Source organism: Lentzea flava (assembly GCF_014648475.1).
In the GTDB taxonomy this organism is placed as follows: Bacteria; Actinomycetota; Actinomycetes; order Mycobacteriales; family Pseudonocardiaceae; genus Lentzea; species Lentzea flava.
This window is the reverse complement of the sequence record NZ_BMRE01000029.1, coordinates 49,699-64,101: the sequence shown is the minus strand read 5'-3', so window position 1 is coordinate 64,101 and position 14,403 is coordinate 49,699. Positions and strand designations below refer to the sequence as shown.

Here is a 14,403-nt window from a genome sequence, read left to right as displayed (position 1 = left end):
GCGGCCAAAACCACTCACGACACCACCAGGTCCACGCCGAGCGCCTTGAGCTCGTCCGGGTCGCCAGGACCGCCGATCACGTGCACACCGGCTGACCGCAGCAGCGGCACCATCAGCGCCATTCCCTGGCGCGCCAGCCGTTCCGAGGGCGGGTGGGCCAGCCGGACGCCCCACACCGGACTGCGGTCCACAGTGGACAAACCGGCGAAGCCGCCGCCGAACTCGTGCAGCAGCACGTGGACACCCATGTCGTGCAACACGTCGAGGTTCTCCTCGGCGTCGGGCATCGAGCGCACGTCCAGCGCCAGGAACAACGACGAGGCCGGGAAGGCGCAGGCCCGCAGGTTCGCGCGCACGTGCGCGGCCAGGTCCGGATCCCGTGACTGGTCGCGGGACAACCGGATCAGCACCGGCTCCCCGCGCGAACACGCGTCGTGCAACACCATCTGGCCCACGCGGGAAGCCAGGCCGAGAGCGTCGGCATAGGTCACGACCTCGTCGTGGCGGGACGCGCCCCACCGCAGCGAGGCCTCGACGAAGGCCAGGGATCCCGAAACCCACGACACCGGCGTGTAATCCACGGAGATCTCGCCGTTCTCGAAGGCACCGGGCATCGCCGCGATCCGGGCGAATCTCGCGCGGTCGGCCACGTCGGCCTCGTGGTCGTAGATCGCCCACTGTCTCTTGCCGCCGGTTTCCGCGCGCCGCAACGTCGAGTGCGCCCGTCGCAGCACCACCGTCGGGTCCACGCCGGGCCCGGTCGCGTGCACGAACCCGATCGACGTCGACACCGCGACGCCCGCGCCCTCCAGGTAGACCGGCTCGGACAGCTCCTCGTCGATCATGGTGGCCAGCGCGGCCACGTCCGGAGACCCGTGGATCAGCACGACGAACTCGTCGCCACCGACCCGTGCCACGACGGCGTCCGGCAGCACCACGCGCAACCGCCGGGCGACCTCCACCAGCACCGCGTCGCCCGCGGTGTAGCCGAGACCGTCGTTGACGATCGTCAGGCTGTCGACGTCGAGGTATCCCAGTGTGTACGGCTCGCCGGACGCCAGCGCCGACTCCAGCTTGTCCGTGAACGACGCGCGGTTCGGCAGCCCGGTCAGCAGGTCGGTCAACGACTGGTGCCGCAGCCACTCCTGCAGCATCCGCTGTTCGGTGACGTCCTCGATCAACGCGACGTGGAACTTCGGCAGCCCGTCCGACCCGCGCAGCACGGACAGCACCACGTTCGCCCACACCGTGTCGCCGTTGTTGCGCGTCAGCTGCCACTCCCGCCTGTCACTGTCCACAGAGGACGAGAGCATCCGGTCGCAGGCCGCGGCCAGCGCCATCGCGTCGGCCTCGGCGAACAACTCCTTGGGCATCTCCTCGTGGCCCAGCATCGTGGCCAGGGCCTCGTTCGCCTCCACCACGCCGCCCTGCAGGTCGAAGATCGCGATGCCCACCGCCGTCGACGCGAAGACCTGGGCGAACCGGGCCTCGCTGTCGTGCGAGTCGCGCTGCGCGTCCTCCACGGCCTTCAGCAACGAGTTCTTGACCTTCTCCTGCTCGGCGAACAGCTGGTCGCGGGTCGCCCGCACGTACCCGGACGCCAGCGCGCCCAGCACGTCGGCGGAGAACTCCGGCGCCAGCACCTCGAGCGTGCGGCGCAACGAGTCGGGGCCGGTGAAGCGCTTGCGCACCAGCCAGGCGCCGACCGCCTCGACCTCCTGCCCAGCACGCAACCGGGCGGCGTGCTCCTCGAGGTGCTGCGTCAGCTTTCGCCGTGACATCGGCGAGTACGCGCTCTCGATCAGAACAGCCGCCCAGCGCTGTGCGAGGGGCGAGGTGGTCATCAGGGTTTACGACCCACCGCGGCGTAGATGTTGGCCTTCGACGGGTCGGCGCCGACGTCCTCCGGCGTTTCCGGCCGCCACTCCGGCGTGAACACGATGCCGGGCTCGACGATCTCCGTGCCGGCCATCATGTCCGCCACCTGGGCCTTGGTGCGCGGGGTGATCGGCTCGGCCGTCCTGGCGAAGATCTCCTCACCCGCGGCCATGGCCGCGGGCATGCTGTCCGCGGTGAAGTGCGACAGCGCGAGGTACGAACCGGACGAGAGCGCCTCCACGTACCGGGACAACACGCCCCACGGGTCGTCGGAGTCCGGGATGAACTGCAGCACGCCCACGACCAGAAGCCCGACCGGCTGCGAGAAGTCCAGGAGTTCGCGCGCCTGGGCCACGACCTTCTCCGGCTCGCGCAGATCCGCGAGCAACGCCGTCACGTTCGGCTCGTCGGCCAGCATCAGCTCGGCGTGCGTGATCGCGACCGGTTCGAAGTCGACGTAGACGACCTTCGACTCGGGCGCGACCTCGTGCGCCACCTCGTGCACGTTGCCCACGGTCGGGATGCCGGAGCCGAGGTCCAGGAACTGGCGGATGCCGAGACCGGCCAGCTCGAGCACGACGCGGCGCAGGTACGCGCGGTTGCGGCGGGCCATGTCCCGCACGGGCAGCACCCTGATCAGAGCCTCTGCCGTCTCGCGGTCCGCTTCGAAGTTGTGCCCGCCGCCGAGGAGGTAGTCGTAGATCCGGGCAGAACTCGGAACGTCGACGTTGACACCTTCCGGAACCCAGCTGACTCGATCGACCACAGCACACACCTCTCGCGATGATGCGAATTCTGAGCGTCGACAACCCTACTGGCCGCAGATGTAGGCCGATCGAATGAATTCCCCTGTCACTCGAATGGTGACTAGAGGATGAACCAATCGGTGCAACCGTTCGAAAAACGGAACTTGACCGGTCCGCGCGGTGCCGCACCCATCACGAACATCCCGAGTTCGTCGACGGCCGACGTCTCGTGGTCCCCGGAAGGCGTCACGAGCGTGACCGATCCCGACGCGGGCATCAGCTGGCCGGTGATTCCCGCCGCCGACACCTCCACCTGCAACGACACGCCCTCCGCGTCGAAGATCAGCTGCCGCGCCGTCGCCGTGGACCTCGCGCGGGCGAACAGCGTGTCGTCCAGCACGGAGTCGTACGACGTGATCGCGAGCAGCTCCTCGTCGATGTTCCGCCAGGTGAACGCGGCCTTCGCGGCTTCCACGAACTCCGGCGGAACCTCCTCGGAAGGTGTGCTCAACGCGTCGCGCAGGGCGTCGAGCAGTACTTCGTCACTGTCCCAGTCGTGCCGCACCCAGCACACCTCCTCTCGTCGCCGACGATCCCAGGAACGCCGAGATCGCAGGGGTTTTCCGCAACTTCTCCAAGCAACGTATCCGCGTCGGGCCGATGCTGCCGACCGGCATCGCGAGCTCTTCGCTCACGACCTGGTAGCTCGGCGGCGGATCGGTCATCAGCTTCGTCAGCAACCGCTTGCACTGGTCGGTGAGCTCGGCGAAACCGTCCCGCAACGCCTGCCGCCGCTCCACGGCCAGCAGGTCCGCCTCCACGTCCGCGTCCAGCTGCTCCGACTCCAGCGCGTCGGCCTCGGACAACGGGTCGTACAGGTGCGTCCGCTGCTGCACGCGCAGCACGCGCAGACACTCGTTGCGGGTGGTCGTCATGATCCAGCCGGGCAGTGCCTCGGGCTCGCGCAGCCGTCCGATCTGCTCCACGAGCCGAAGCCACAGCGTCTGGTTCACGTCGGCCGCGTCCGCGGGGCGCAGCCGGTGCTTGTAGATCACCGACACCACCAGGGGCGTGTAACGGTCCACGATCTCGTTCCACGCCGACTGGTCGCCCTCGGCCGCCGCGCTCACGAGCGCGGCGATCGGGGATCCTGCGGTCACGTCGACTCCTTGCGGTCACACCTGGCGGAGGCCGAGGTTGCTCCCCAGATACAACTATTTGACAAAAACTCCGTAGCCGGGGTGGAACTCCGGGCCGCTCAGCAGTTTGTCACGCGCCTGAGCTGCGGTGATGCCGTCCGCGACCATCGTGGCGGCGATCCGGCCGGTGACCAGGGGCGCGGCGAACGACGTGCCGTACCAGTAGGCCCACAGCGCGAACGGCGTCGCGGAGGCCTCGCCGGGCAGCTGCCACTCGCCCTTGAGGTACGTCGAGGCCCTGTTGCCGATCGCGCACGCGTCGACCCAGTGGCCCCAGTTCGAGTACCAGGCGGGCCCGAGGGAGCCGTCCCGCTTCTGCTCGGCGGCGGCTACGGCGGTGACCCGGCACAGCGCGGCGGGCCAGCTCGGCCGCTGCGTGCCCTGGTTGCCGGCCGAGGCGACCACGACGACGTCGGCGGGCAGGCCCTCGACGGCGCGGCGCAACGGCTCGGACGCCACGTCGTCCTCGGTGAAGCAGCCCAGCGACAGGTTGAGCACGTTGATCTTCTTCTGGCCCAGCTCGATGATCTTGTTGCAGAGCCGTTCCTCGTCGCCGAAGCCGTTCTGGTCGAGGGCGACCTCGGGGTCGAACGTGACGCCGGGCGCGGCGCTCTGGATCACGCCCGCGACGAACGTGCCGTGCCCGCCCTGCAACGCGAAGTGGTTGCCGCTGCTGTAGGCGGGGTCGACGTCGTCGGGCTCCTTGTCGTAGCGCTCGGCAAACCAGTCGGAGTGCTCGCTGTCGGCGCCGGAGGAGATGCCGGTGTCGATGATGCCGACCCTGACCTCGCGGAGGCGGTCGTCCGACTTGGGCGCGGGGATCGGTTCGGCGGGGTAGGGCCGGTCGCCGGGGTTGCCCATGACGAGGCCGCCGTGGCCGACGATCACGTGGTGCGGCTGCACCAGCGGCACCCGCTGGTTCGGCCAGTTCCGCTGGTCGCGCAACAGGCGAACAATGCGGGGAACGTCCTCGGGGTTGTTCGGCAGGATCAGCCGCGCCAAACCGGCGAATCCATCCACCGGGCGGGCGACGATGTTGTTTTCGCGCAGTTTTTCGATCACCCGTTGTTGATCGTCGGGACCGACGAGCAGCTGGCCGGGTCGATAAAGGAATTCACGCCCGCGTTCGGCGTGGAAGCTGATGTTCTTGTCCTCGGCGATGAGCTGCAGGAAAGCTCTTTGGTAAAGCTCCGCGCTTTCTGGCACTTTCGACACCACGGCCTCACTAAAGCAGCGTTGACGGGCACCCCGACCGAGCTTGATCAAGCTACCACAGCGGATAAAGTGACGCCGTGACCGACTTTTGTGCGGAGGACGCGCTGGAGGCCAGGCAGCGCAACCCGCGCGCGGCCGTCGAGATGGCGCGCGCGGTGCTCCGCACGACCGAGGATCGTTCGGAATGGTCCGTCGCCGAGCGGGCGATCGGTCTCGCGCTGCGGGAGATGCACGACTTCAGCGGCGCCGCCCGGCACCTCCGGCGGTCGATCAGGATCGCTTCCGAGGCCTCGCTGCCGCGCCTGGCCGCCCTGGCGCAGATGAGCCTCGCGTGGGTGCTCGCCTACACCGGCAAGCAGAAGCAGGCGTTGAAGCTGCTCGACCTCGCGATGCCGGAGCTGACCGGCGCCGACGCGGTGGCCGCGCTGATGCAACGCGGTGTCGTCTTCCACTACCTGACCCGTTATGACGACGCGCAGCGCGACTACACCGCCGCCATCGCCGGTGCTCGGCGCGTCGGCGACCAGCTCGTCGAAGCGCGCGCTCTGAACAACCGCGGGCTCGTGCGCGCGTATGTGGGCAACATGCGTGAGGCGTCGGCGGACTTCGAGCTCGCCGCGTCGTTGCTGGGGGAGCTCGGCCAGGAGCTCGGTGTCGCCGACGTGCACTGGAACGCGGGCATCATGGCCACCCGCGGCGGTGACGTGCCGGCCGCGCTGACCCTGTTCGACAAGGCGGAGGAGGTGCACCGGCGGCTCGACGTGATGCGTCCCGTGCTGCTGGTGAACCGCCTGGAGCTGCTGGTCTCCGTGCCGCTGCTGGACGAGGCCCGCGCGGCCGCCGACCGGGCGATCACCGAGCTGAAGGCGTTGAAGAACCCGCTGGGCGTGTCGGAGGCGTTGTACTTCCGCGCGCGGATCGCCCTGCTCGACGACGACCCGGACGCCGCGCACGGGTTCGCGGCCGAGGCGCGGCGCAGGTTCCGCCGCGAGCAACGCCTGTTGTGGGCTGCCGGTGCGCGGTACCTGGAGCTGCACGCCGCCGTGCTGCGCGGTGACCGGAGCCGGCCGTTGCGGCTCGCGTTGTCGCGGGTCGCCTCCGAGCTGGACGCGATGGACTGGCGGCTGCCCGCGCTGGAGGCCCGCATCGACGCCGGACTGGTCGCGGCGGATCTCGGGCATCGCGCCCGTGCCGTCGCCGAGTTGTCGGTCGCCGCGGCTTCCCGGCTGCGCGGCCCTGCCGGGTTGCGGGTGCGCGGGTGGTACGCGGAGGCGTTGCGGCGCAAGCTTTCCGGTGATGTCCGGGGTACGTCCTCTGCTCTGCGTCGCGGCATCTCGCTGCTGGACGAGTACCGGGTTTCGCTGGGGGCGGCCGAGTTGCGGGCGTCCACCGGGGTGCAGGGGCAGGCCTTGGCGCTGGAAGGGCTGCGGCTGGCCGTGGCCTCCGGGAACGCCGCGCGGGTGCTGTCGTGGACCGAGAGCTGGCGCGCCGGTGCGTTGCGGATGAAGGCCGTGTCGCCGCCCGACGATCCGCGGCTCGAGGACGCGCTGGCGTCGTTGCGGGCGGTGTCGGCTGACGTGGAGTCGGCGCTGCTGGCCGGGAAGCCCGCCGGTGCGTTGCGGGCGAAGCTCGTCCGTGCCGAGCAACGGGTTCGCGACCTCACGCGCCAGATGTCCGGTGAGGTCGCGGTGTTCAAGCCGCCGTCGGTGGCGTCCCTGGTCAGTGCTCTCGGCGACGCCGCGTTGATCGAGTTCGTCGAGTACGACGGCGAGTTGATGGCCGTGGTGCTGGCCGGTGGCCGGGCGTCGCTGCACTCGCTCGGGCCGGTGGACGGTGTCGTGCGCGAGATCCGGTTGCTGCGCTTCGCGTTGCACCGGCTGGTGACCCTGCCGCCGCAGCTGCCGAACCTCGCGGTGGCGCGGTCTTCCGCCGCGCACGCCGCTTCGCTTCTGGCGCAACGGTTGTTGACCCCGCTGGCGGCCAGGATCGACGGGCGGCCGCTGGTCGTGGTGCCGACCGGTGCGTTGAACGGCCTGCCGTGGGCGGTGCTGGAGCGTCAGGTGACGGTCGCGCCGTCGGCGTCGGTGTGGCTGCGGGCGTGCTACGTCGCGGACGCTTCGGGCGAGGCGGTGCTGGCGGCCGGGCCGAGGATGACCGCGGCGCCCGCCGAGATCAAGGCGATCAGCGCGCACGTGCCGGGCCGGGTTCTCGTCGGCTCGGAGGCGACGGTGAGCGCGGTGGCGTCCGCAATGGACGGTGCCTCGCTGGCGCACATCGCGGCGCACGGCTCGTTCCGCGTCGACAACCCGCTGTTCTCCGCCCTGGAACTGGCGGACGGGCCGTTGACCGTCTACGACATCGAGCGCTTGCGGACTCCTCCGACCCGCGTGGTGCTGTCGGCGTGCGACACGGGGCAGTCGGCGGTGCGGCCGGGTGACGAGTTGATGGGCTTCACGGCAGCTCTGCTGGGTCTGGGCACGCGGACGTTGATCGCGCCCGTGGTGCCGGTGCCGACCGACAACACGGCTCCGGTCATGGTGGAGCTGCACCAGAAGCTCGCGGCCGGGATGGCGCCCGCCGAAGCACTCGCCGCCGTGCAACGGGCGGCCGCCGACGACGCCGCCTATGCCGCTGCCGTCGGGTTCGTGTGCTTCGGGGCGGGCTGATCACTTCGGCGGCGGCACCCGGTAGAGCGCCAGTGCGCTCTCGCCGGAGCAGCCGTACTCGCCGGGCTGCGTCTGCACGCGGGGCGGGTACCACGCCGCAACGGTTCCGTCGGCCAGGCGCACGCCGTTGAGGCACTGACCGCCGCTTCCGGCGATGATGCCGACGGCGCCGTCCTTGACGAAGGCGTCGAGGCGGGGCTCGACCCACGGCAGCTTGGTCTGCTCGTCGACCGGCACCGGTGGCAGCTTCGCGCGCAACGCCGCGAGCACCTCGTCCTGCGTCGGCGCGGGCGGCAGTCCGGCGAGGATCGCCTTGAAGGCGTCGAGGTAGGCCTCCGGCACGCCGGTCTTCTGAGCGGGCGGTGGCGTGATCGGCCTGGCGTCCTCAGGACAGCGGATGCGGTCGGGGCCGCCCTTCGTGACGCCGTAGTAGTTGAAGTCGGCGCGGTAGCAGGCGGTCACCGGGTCCCGCTCCCAGAGCCGGAAGGACGGCGGGTCCTCCGAGGTGCCGGGGTCGTGGACGCGGAACACCAGGCTCACGCGGACCTTCTCCGGGTCGTCGGTCGGGCTGTCGGTGATCCCGATGACCGCGAAGTACTTCGGGTCGGTGTTGCCCGACAGCGCGGCGCGGGCGTAGGAGTTGGCGTCGGTGCCGACCGGGTAGCCGATGCGCTCCGCGACCTCGCGGGCCTTCTCGTCGGTGGTGCTGTTGCCGTCCGGTCTCGTCACGTAGTACATGGCCCCGCCGAGCGCGGTCATCGCCACCAGCGCAAGTGCGACCCCCCAGGTCTTCATGCCTGTGGAGGCTAGTGCCGCGGCCGTCCTGCCCGCGCGAGTACTTCTACTCACCCGTTCCAGAACTTCGCCGTTTCGCTTAGGTTGCTCGGCATGACGACGAGGTCGTGGTGGGGCTGGGGCAACGTCGAGGACGCCGTCACCCCGGAGGAACGCCGTGCGCTGACCGATCGGGTGGGGGCGGTGCTGCCGGGCGCGGACCTGACGTTCCACGCACCACCTGATCCCTCGTCGCTCGACCTGCCGCCGTCGCGGATCTCGCCGCCGGGTGATCTCTACTCGGCCGATCCCGTCGACCGGCTGAGTCATGCCCGCGGTCAGGCTTACCGCGACGTCACCCGCAACCTCGCCGGTGACGTCGGACCGTTGCCGGACGCCGTTGCCCGGCCGCGCACCGAACAGGACGTGGTCGACGTGCTGGACTGGTGTTCTTCGCACGACGTCGCGGTGATTCCGTTCGGTGGCGGCACTTCCGTCGTGGGCGGTGTCGAACCCCGGGACCTCGACCGCGTGGTGACGCTGGATCTCTCGGCGCTCGACCAGGTGCTGGAGGTGGATCCCACGAGCCGTGCCGCGCGGATCCAGGCGGGTGTGCTGGGGCCGTCGCTGGAGGCGCAGCTGAAGCCGTTCGGGCTGACGTTGCGGCACTTCCCGCAGTCGTTCGAGTTCTCGACGCTCGGCGGCTGGCTCGCGACCCGCGCCGGTGGCCACTACGCGACGCTCTACACGCACATCGACGACCTGACGGAGTCGCTGCGGGTCGTCACACCGTCCGGGATCTCCGAGTCGCGCCGCCTGCCCGGCTCGGGCGCCGGACCGTCGCCCGACCGGCTCTTCCTGGGCTCCGAAGGCACGCTGGGTGTGATCACCGAGGCGTGGCTGCGCCTGCAGTCGCCGCCGGTGCACCGCGCGGGGGCTTCGGTGCGGTTCTCGTCGTGGGAACGCGCGGTGGAGGCGACGCGCCTGATCGCGCAGTCCGGCCTGCACCCGGCGAACTGCCGGCTGCTCGACCCGGCGGAGGCGTTCCTCAACGCCGGTTCGGCGACTTCGGTGCTGGTGCTGGCTTTCGAGTCCGCGGACCACCCCGTCGACGCGTTGCTCGCGCGGGCGGTGGAACTGTGCGGCGACGGCGAGGTCGTCGAGGGCGCGGCGCAGCGGTGGCGGAAGTCGTTCCTGCGCATGCCGTACCAGCGCGACGCCATGGCCCAGCACGCGATGATCACCGAGACGTTCGAGACGGCCTGCACCTGGGACCGCTTCCCCGAGCTGCACGCGGCGGTGGTGGCGGCGGCCACCGAGGCGCTGCAGGAGGTGTGCGGCATCGGCGTCGTCACGTGCCGCTTCACCCACGTCTACCCCGACGGCCCGGCGCCCTACTACGGCATCTACGCGCCCGGCCGGTGGGGCAGTCTCACCTCGCAGTGGGACGAGATCAAGGCCGCGGTGTCGGAGGCCCTCGTCTCGGCCGGCGGCACCATCACCCACCACCACGCCGTGGGCCGCGACCACATGCCGTGGTACGCGCGGCAGCGTCCGGACCTGTTCGCCGCGGCCCTGTCCGGCGCCAAGGCCGCGCTGGACCCTCAGGGCCTGCTCAACCCCGGCGTCCTCACCACACGATCGACCTGAGGATCAGCGCGGCGATGAACACGACGGTGAACGCGAGGTCCAGCCCGAACCCGCCGAACCGCAGCGGCGGCAGCACCTTGCGCACCGGCGCGAGCGCGGGCTCGGTCACCGCGTGCGTCACCCGGCGCACCTTCCACACCCAGTCACCGCGTGCTTCGAGCGTGACCGCCCAGTCCACGATCATCCGGCCGATCATCACGAGGATGAACAGCGTCAAGAGCCAACCGAGCACGAAGCCGACCACGCCGAACAAGATGGCCTCCTAAATGTCCTGTACGTCCATGAAGCCACACGAATCTGAGAGGCGCCTGGCAACTCGCTGAGACAGTATTCAGCGTGTGGCGTACGACGAGGGCTTGGCACACCGCCTGGGCGACGCGCTGGGCGCGCTGCCCGGCGTCACCGCGAAGAAGATGTTCGGCGGCATCGCGTTCCTGTGGAACGGGAACCTGCTGGTGGGCGTGATGGGTGACGACCTGATCGCCCGCGTGGGCCCCGACGCGCAGGAAGACGCGCTCGCACAGCCGGGGGCGCGCGTCTTCGACTTCACCGGCCGGCCGATGAAGGGCTGGGTGATCGTGGACGGAGGCGTGGTCTCCGAGGACGAGGCACTGGACGACTGGATCGCCCGGTGCCGCGACTTCGTGGAAGCGCTGCCGCCGAAGTGAGGGACGCGCGCATGACCTACTACGTGGTCGAGGCGGAACCCGTTGCCGGCCACCACGGCGAGGAGTCCGAGGCCGGCCGACTGCACGTGGTGGTCGACGACTGGACTCTCAGCGGCGTCCTCACGCTTCCCCCGGTCCACCTCGTCGAGCGGGAGACCGGCGCCAGGATGACCGGCGCCGGCTTCACCGGGTTCGAGCTGGGCGAGGCGGTCGTGACCGAGGGCGACCGGTTCGGGAACCTCAACCCCGACGGCTACGTGCCGGATCTGGTGTGGCTCAAGGTCTACGGCGAGCCTGGCGTGGACGACCTGGCTCTGGCCGGCGACGGCGTCGCCCTCGTCGTCAGCCGACCGGTGATGTTCCTGTTCCGTTCACGCGCCTCCGCGCGCATCAGTGAGTGGGTCAGAACCGCACCAGCGGGCCTCCCGTGACGAACTCGTAGACGAAGTTCACGAAGAAGAACCCGAAGAACACCACGTTCAGCACCAGGATCACGTGGTGCCACCACCGCGGCCGGGCGGGGCGTGGCAGCCGGGAGTTCAGGTACATCAGGGCGAACGGGAACATCAGCGCGCCCAGGTTCGACATGTTCGCCGAGATCTGCACCAGCTCCACGGGCAGCGCGAGGTGCAGTGCGCCCGCGATGATCGCGAGCACCAGCAGCATGAACGGGTAGTAGAACCGCCGCGGGTCGTCCTCGATCCGCTGGCGCAGCCGGGGCGAGACGGCGTGCGCTGCGTCGGTGAAGTTGCGCACCAGAGCCTCGAAGATGCCTAGCTGCGTCGAGAACAGCACCAGCACGCCCACCACGAGCATCAGGTAGAACATGCCCTGGCCGTACAGGATTCCCAGCTGCTCGGCGGAGAACGTCGGCACGTTCGCCGCGGTCGGTTGCTTGCCGGACACCGCCACGATGTGGGCCATCAGCACGGTCGGCAGCAGCATGCCGAGCATCGCGCCGACGAAGAACACCGCCCACTGGTCGATCAGCAGCAGCCGGTACCAGCGGCGCCACAGCGACGCGTTCGCCGGGGTGTCCACGAAGGTCACGCCGACCGGGCGCAGCTCCTGCCTGCCGCCGCGCAGGCCGGAGAGGAAGCCGACGCGGTGGCCCATGCCGTAACCCTTGTCGCGGTAGTGGTTCATCGCGTACCAGTTCAGGCCGGACGCGAGTGCGGTGAACCCGGCCAGGCCGCCCAGCTGGGTCGCGGTGATCCCGGCAGGCGGCGTGGCGGGCGTCACGAGGCCGCGCACTCCCTCCGACCACACGGAGAACGGCACGACCAGGACCGTCACCACGATCAGGACCAGCAGCAGAACCCCCACCAGCACCCAGTTCGTGAGCTCCAGGGCGCGGGACACCTTGCGGGCGGCCGCGGTGATCACGAAGACCACGACCAGCAGGCCGATCGCGAGCAGCCGCACGTACTCGATCTCGTCCGGGCGGTAGCCGCGGCCGGTGATCAGGGCGAAGAGCCCCTGCCCTGCGCCCGCCGCCCAGCCGCCGAAGATGAACGCCAGGTAGAAGACCAGCAGCGAGACCGGCACCCAGAACTTCCAGCCCGGCGGCACGCGGCCCCAGCCGACGATCGGGACCTCGCCGGTCGCCACGACGTAGCGGGCGATCTCCACGTTGTAGAACGTCTGCAGCAACGCCGACACCGTGATCACCCAGCCGACGCCGACGAAGCCGAACCTGCCGACCGCCTGCGGGCCGAGCAGCCACTCACCGCTGCCGATCGAGATGCCGAGCGCGATCAGGCTGGGGCCGATGACGAACTGGACCACCTGCAGCGGCCCCAGCTTGCGAACCTCGAAGACTTCCTCGGGTTCCGGCAGGTCTGCCACGTCGAGCGGCGGCCTGCTCACTCCGATTTGTACCGATGAACCTGATGACGACCCTGACGACGACACTGTCGACCTCCCGACACGTCGGGGAAGGGGGAAGCTCCCACTTTCCCGACGTGCCGGGCATCAGGTCAACCGGCGGCGTTCACCGCGTCGTCCGCGAACACCCAGCCGTGCCCGATGGCGTCCGCGCCCCAGGTCTCGGTGAGCGGCACACCGGTCCGGTGCGTCACGGTGACCGAGCCGGGCTGCAGCGGCGTCGCCGACGCTTCCAGCCTGCGCTCCAGCTCACCCGGTCCCCACGACGCGGGGTCGTTCAGCGTGCCGGTCGCCGCGTCCGCATTGGACAGCAGCGGGTTGCGTTCCAGCATCAGCGCGACCACACCGGCCACCGCCGGGCTGGAGAAGCTGGTGCCGCTCATGAAGAGGTACTGGAACGGTGCTGCGGAGGCGTTGTCCGGGGTGGCCTTCGACGCGCACGTGCGGTTGTTCGTCGAGGACGCCACCTGACCGTCCTTGTAGAGCTGCGCGCACGGGTACGGCAGCAGCAGGTACCGGCCCTCGGACACGACGTCCAGGTACTGGCCCGCCTTCTGCCGTGACGAGAACCCGGTCACGTACACCTCGGACACGCTCGCTTCCGCGACGTCGTCGAGCCACCAGGTCTTGTCCGGGTAGTCGTTCCACTGCCGGGTCCAGCCGCCCGCGCCCACCGACACGACGGGCTCGTACGCGGCGGGGAAGCCCATGCCCGCGTCACCCTCGTTGCCGGCCGACGCGACCACCACGACGCCCGCCTTGACGGCCGCGTCCAGCGCGTTCTTCTCGACCGCGTCGAGGCCCGCGCCGCCGAGCGAGGCGTTGATCACGATCGGCTGACCGGGGTTGGCCCTCTTGAGCGAGGTCACGTAGTCGACGCCCGCGTTGATGGCGCTGCCGAAGCAGCCGATCGGCTCGCACACCTTGACCGGGATGATCTTGGCGTTGGGTGCCACGCCGGGGATCCACCTCGTGCCGGGCGAGCCGGTCGCGTAGCCGGCGCCCCAGCCGCCCTCGTTCGTGTCGTCGGCGAAGCGGTGGCCGACGATCGTCGCGGAGACCGCCATGCCGTGCGGGTCGCTGCCCGAGTCCCACTGGTTCGCGTTGGGGTTGCCGAGGACTCCGGTGAACGCGCGCGCCTTGTCGGTGAGGATGTCGCTCTCGACGAAGTAGTCGCGCCAGTTCGGGTAGAAGCCGGAGTCGAGCACGGCCACCCACACGCCCGCGCCGGTCTGCGACACGTTCTCCAGATCCATCTGGTCGTGCCAGTACGGAGCGTTCGGCAGCGGCGCGGCCGCCGGATCGGAGACGGCCGCGAGCTTGCGGATCGGGTCGGGGTTCACCGACGTCACGAACGGCAGCGCGCGGACGGCGGCGACCTTCGTGCTCGGGATGGCGGCGGCCGCGCCGCCGAAGTTGCGGTAGGCCACGTGCACCTGGGCACCGGCGTCGCGCAGCTGGTCGAGCTGGGCAGGGGTGAGCGGCGACGTGCTGCCGACGAGGTAGCCGGACGGGGCAGGGGCGGCGGCCAGAGCCGGTGCTCCCGCGACGACCAGCACCAGGGCAGCGGCAGCCGTGAGGAGACGACGTCTCATGTGGACTCCCAGGATCAGCCCCGACCCGAGAAGGGTTATACGCCGAACGGCTCGCGTCCGAAAGGCCCAGCAGGGGCCCGGTCCCGACTTTCGGACGTGTCGAGCGACGGATCCGCTACGTAGCG

At 70.2% G+C, this 14,403-nt stretch carries 14 protein-coding genes; 5 read left to right on the top strand and 9 right to left on the bottom strand.

The genetic code is table 11. From position 1 onward, the window contains the following. Positions 1 to 14: 14 nt before the first annotated feature. The 5 genes from IEZ09_RS28245 to IEZ09_RS28225 all read right to left on the bottom strand — a co-directional run bounded on the left by IEZ09_RS28245 (position 15) and on the right by IEZ09_RS28225 (position 4,726). The gene (locus IEZ09_RS28245; protein WP_189256810.1) at positions 15 to 1,844 is read right to left on the bottom strand and encodes a diguanylate cyclase domain-containing protein; all 1,830 of its coding nucleotides are present in this window, start codon (positions 1,842 to 1,844) and stop codon (positions 15 to 17) included. Continuing rightward, on the bottom strand, positions 1,844 to 2,644 hold the full coding sequence (locus IEZ09_RS28240; protein WP_189256809.1) for an SAM-dependent methyltransferase: 801 nt from the start codon (positions 2,642 to 2,644) through the stop codon (positions 1,844 to 1,846). Before IEZ09_RS28240 ends, IEZ09_RS28245 begins: the two co-directional genes overlap by 1 nt. 101 nt (positions 2,645 to 2,745) lie before the next feature. Continuing rightward, the gene (locus tag IEZ09_RS28235; RefSeq protein WP_189256808.1) at positions 2,746 to 3,189 is read right to left on the bottom strand and encodes a hypothetical protein; all 444 of its coding nucleotides are present in this window, start codon (positions 3,187 to 3,189) and stop codon (positions 2,746 to 2,748) included. Beyond that, positions 3,167 to 3,784 (bottom strand): RNA polymerase sigma factor, encoded by a 618-nt coding sequence (locus tag IEZ09_RS28230; protein WP_189256807.1) that lies wholly within the window; start codon positions 3,782 to 3,784, stop codon positions 3,167 to 3,169. The genes IEZ09_RS28235 and IEZ09_RS28230 overlap by 23 nt, the downstream gene beginning before the upstream one ends. A gap of 54 nt (positions 3,785 to 3,838) precedes the next feature. Continuing rightward, positions 3,839 to 4,726, bottom strand: coding sequence for a S8 family peptidase (locus tag IEZ09_RS28225; RefSeq protein WP_229813022.1), 888 nt, complete (start codon positions 4,724 to 4,726; stop codon positions 3,839 to 3,841). On the opposite strand from IEZ09_RS28225, the gene IEZ09_RS46795 reads away from it, so the two are divergent. Together IEZ09_RS46795 and IEZ09_RS28220 are read left to right on the top strand one after the other, a co-directional pair. Then, complete coding sequence (locus IEZ09_RS46795; RefSeq protein WP_229813021.1) at positions 4,697 to 5,119, top strand: hypothetical protein; 423 nt, start codon at positions 4,697 to 4,699, stop codon at positions 5,117 to 5,119. The two genes, IEZ09_RS28225 and IEZ09_RS46795, sit on opposite strands and share 30 nt — an antisense overlap. After that, on the top strand, positions 5,116 to 7,704 hold the full coding sequence (locus tag IEZ09_RS28220) for a CHAT domain-containing protein (protein ID WP_229813020.1): 2,589 nt from the start codon (positions 5,116 to 5,118) through the stop codon (positions 7,702 to 7,704). Before IEZ09_RS46795 ends, IEZ09_RS28220 begins: the two co-directional genes overlap by 4 nt. On the opposite strand, the gene IEZ09_RS28215 is transcribed toward IEZ09_RS28220, so the two are convergent. Further along, a complete protein-coding gene (locus IEZ09_RS28215) occupies positions 7,705 to 8,499 on the bottom strand; it encodes a hypothetical protein (RefSeq protein ID WP_189256805.1) in 795 nt (264 codons plus the stop codon). Between the two features lie 93 nt (positions 8,500 to 8,592). Between IEZ09_RS28215 and IEZ09_RS28210 the strand changes: the two genes are divergently transcribed. Continuing rightward, positions 8,593 to 10,128, top strand: a complete 1,536-nt coding sequence (locus tag IEZ09_RS28210) for an FAD-binding oxidoreductase (RefSeq protein WP_189256804.1) — start codon at positions 8,593 to 8,595, stop codon at positions 10,126 to 10,128. Here IEZ09_RS28210 and IEZ09_RS28205 read toward each other — a convergent pair. Continuing rightward, the gene (locus IEZ09_RS28205) at positions 10,109 to 10,372 is read right to left on the bottom strand and encodes a YggT family protein (protein WP_229813028.1); all 264 of its coding nucleotides are present in this window, start codon (positions 10,370 to 10,372) and stop codon (positions 10,109 to 10,111) included. The genes IEZ09_RS28210 and IEZ09_RS28205 overlap by 20 nt on opposite strands. A 94-nt stretch (positions 10,373 to 10,466) precedes the next feature. On the opposite strand from IEZ09_RS28205, the gene IEZ09_RS28200 reads away from it, so the two are divergent. Together IEZ09_RS28200 and IEZ09_RS28195 are read left to right on the top strand one after the other, a co-directional pair. After that, positions 10,467 to 10,796 carry a TfoX/Sxy family protein gene (locus IEZ09_RS28200; RefSeq protein WP_189256803.1) on the top strand — a complete coding sequence of 110 codons (330 nt, stop codon included), beginning with the start codon at positions 10,467 to 10,469 and terminating at the stop codon, positions 10,794 to 10,796. An 11-nt stretch (positions 10,797 to 10,807) separates the two neighbouring features. Beyond that, entirely contained in the window at positions 10,808 to 11,227 is a 420-nt protein-coding gene (locus IEZ09_RS28195) for a hypothetical protein (protein ID WP_189256802.1), read from the top strand. Here IEZ09_RS28195 and IEZ09_RS28190 read toward each other — a convergent pair. Together IEZ09_RS28190 and IEZ09_RS28185 are read right to left on the bottom strand one after the other, a co-directional pair. Further along, positions 11,199 to 12,665, bottom strand: coding sequence for an Nramp family divalent metal transporter (locus tag IEZ09_RS28190; protein WP_229813019.1), 1,467 nt, complete (start codon positions 12,663 to 12,665; stop codon positions 11,199 to 11,201). The genes IEZ09_RS28195 and IEZ09_RS28190 overlap by 29 nt on opposite strands. Positions 12,666 to 12,775: 110 nt before the next feature. Beyond that, positions 12,776 to 14,278, bottom strand: coding sequence for a S8 family peptidase (locus tag IEZ09_RS28185; RefSeq protein WP_189256800.1), 1,503 nt, complete (start codon positions 14,276 to 14,278; stop codon positions 12,776 to 12,778). Between the last annotated feature and the right edge of the window lie 125 nt (positions 14,279 to 14,403).

Coding starts and splice junctions, on each gene's coding strand:
- IEZ09_RS28245 (WP_189256810.1), bottom strand. CDS start 1,844: ATGACCACCTCGCCCCTCGCACAGCGCTGGGCGGCTGTTCTGATCGAG.
- IEZ09_RS28215 (WP_189256805.1), bottom strand. CDS start 8,499: ATGAAGACCTGGGGGGTCGCACTTGCGCTGGTGGCGATGACCGCGCTC.
- IEZ09_RS28210 (WP_189256804.1), top strand. CDS start 8,593: ATGACGACGAGGTCGTGGTGGGGCTGGGGCAACGTCGAGGACGCCGTC.
- IEZ09_RS28195 (WP_189256802.1), top strand. CDS start 10,808: ATGACCTACTACGTGGTCGAGGCGGAACCCGTTGCCGGCCACCACGGC.
- IEZ09_RS28185 (WP_189256800.1), bottom strand. CDS start 14,278: ATGAGACGTCGTCTCCTCACGGCTGCCGCTGCCCTGGTGCTGGTCGTC.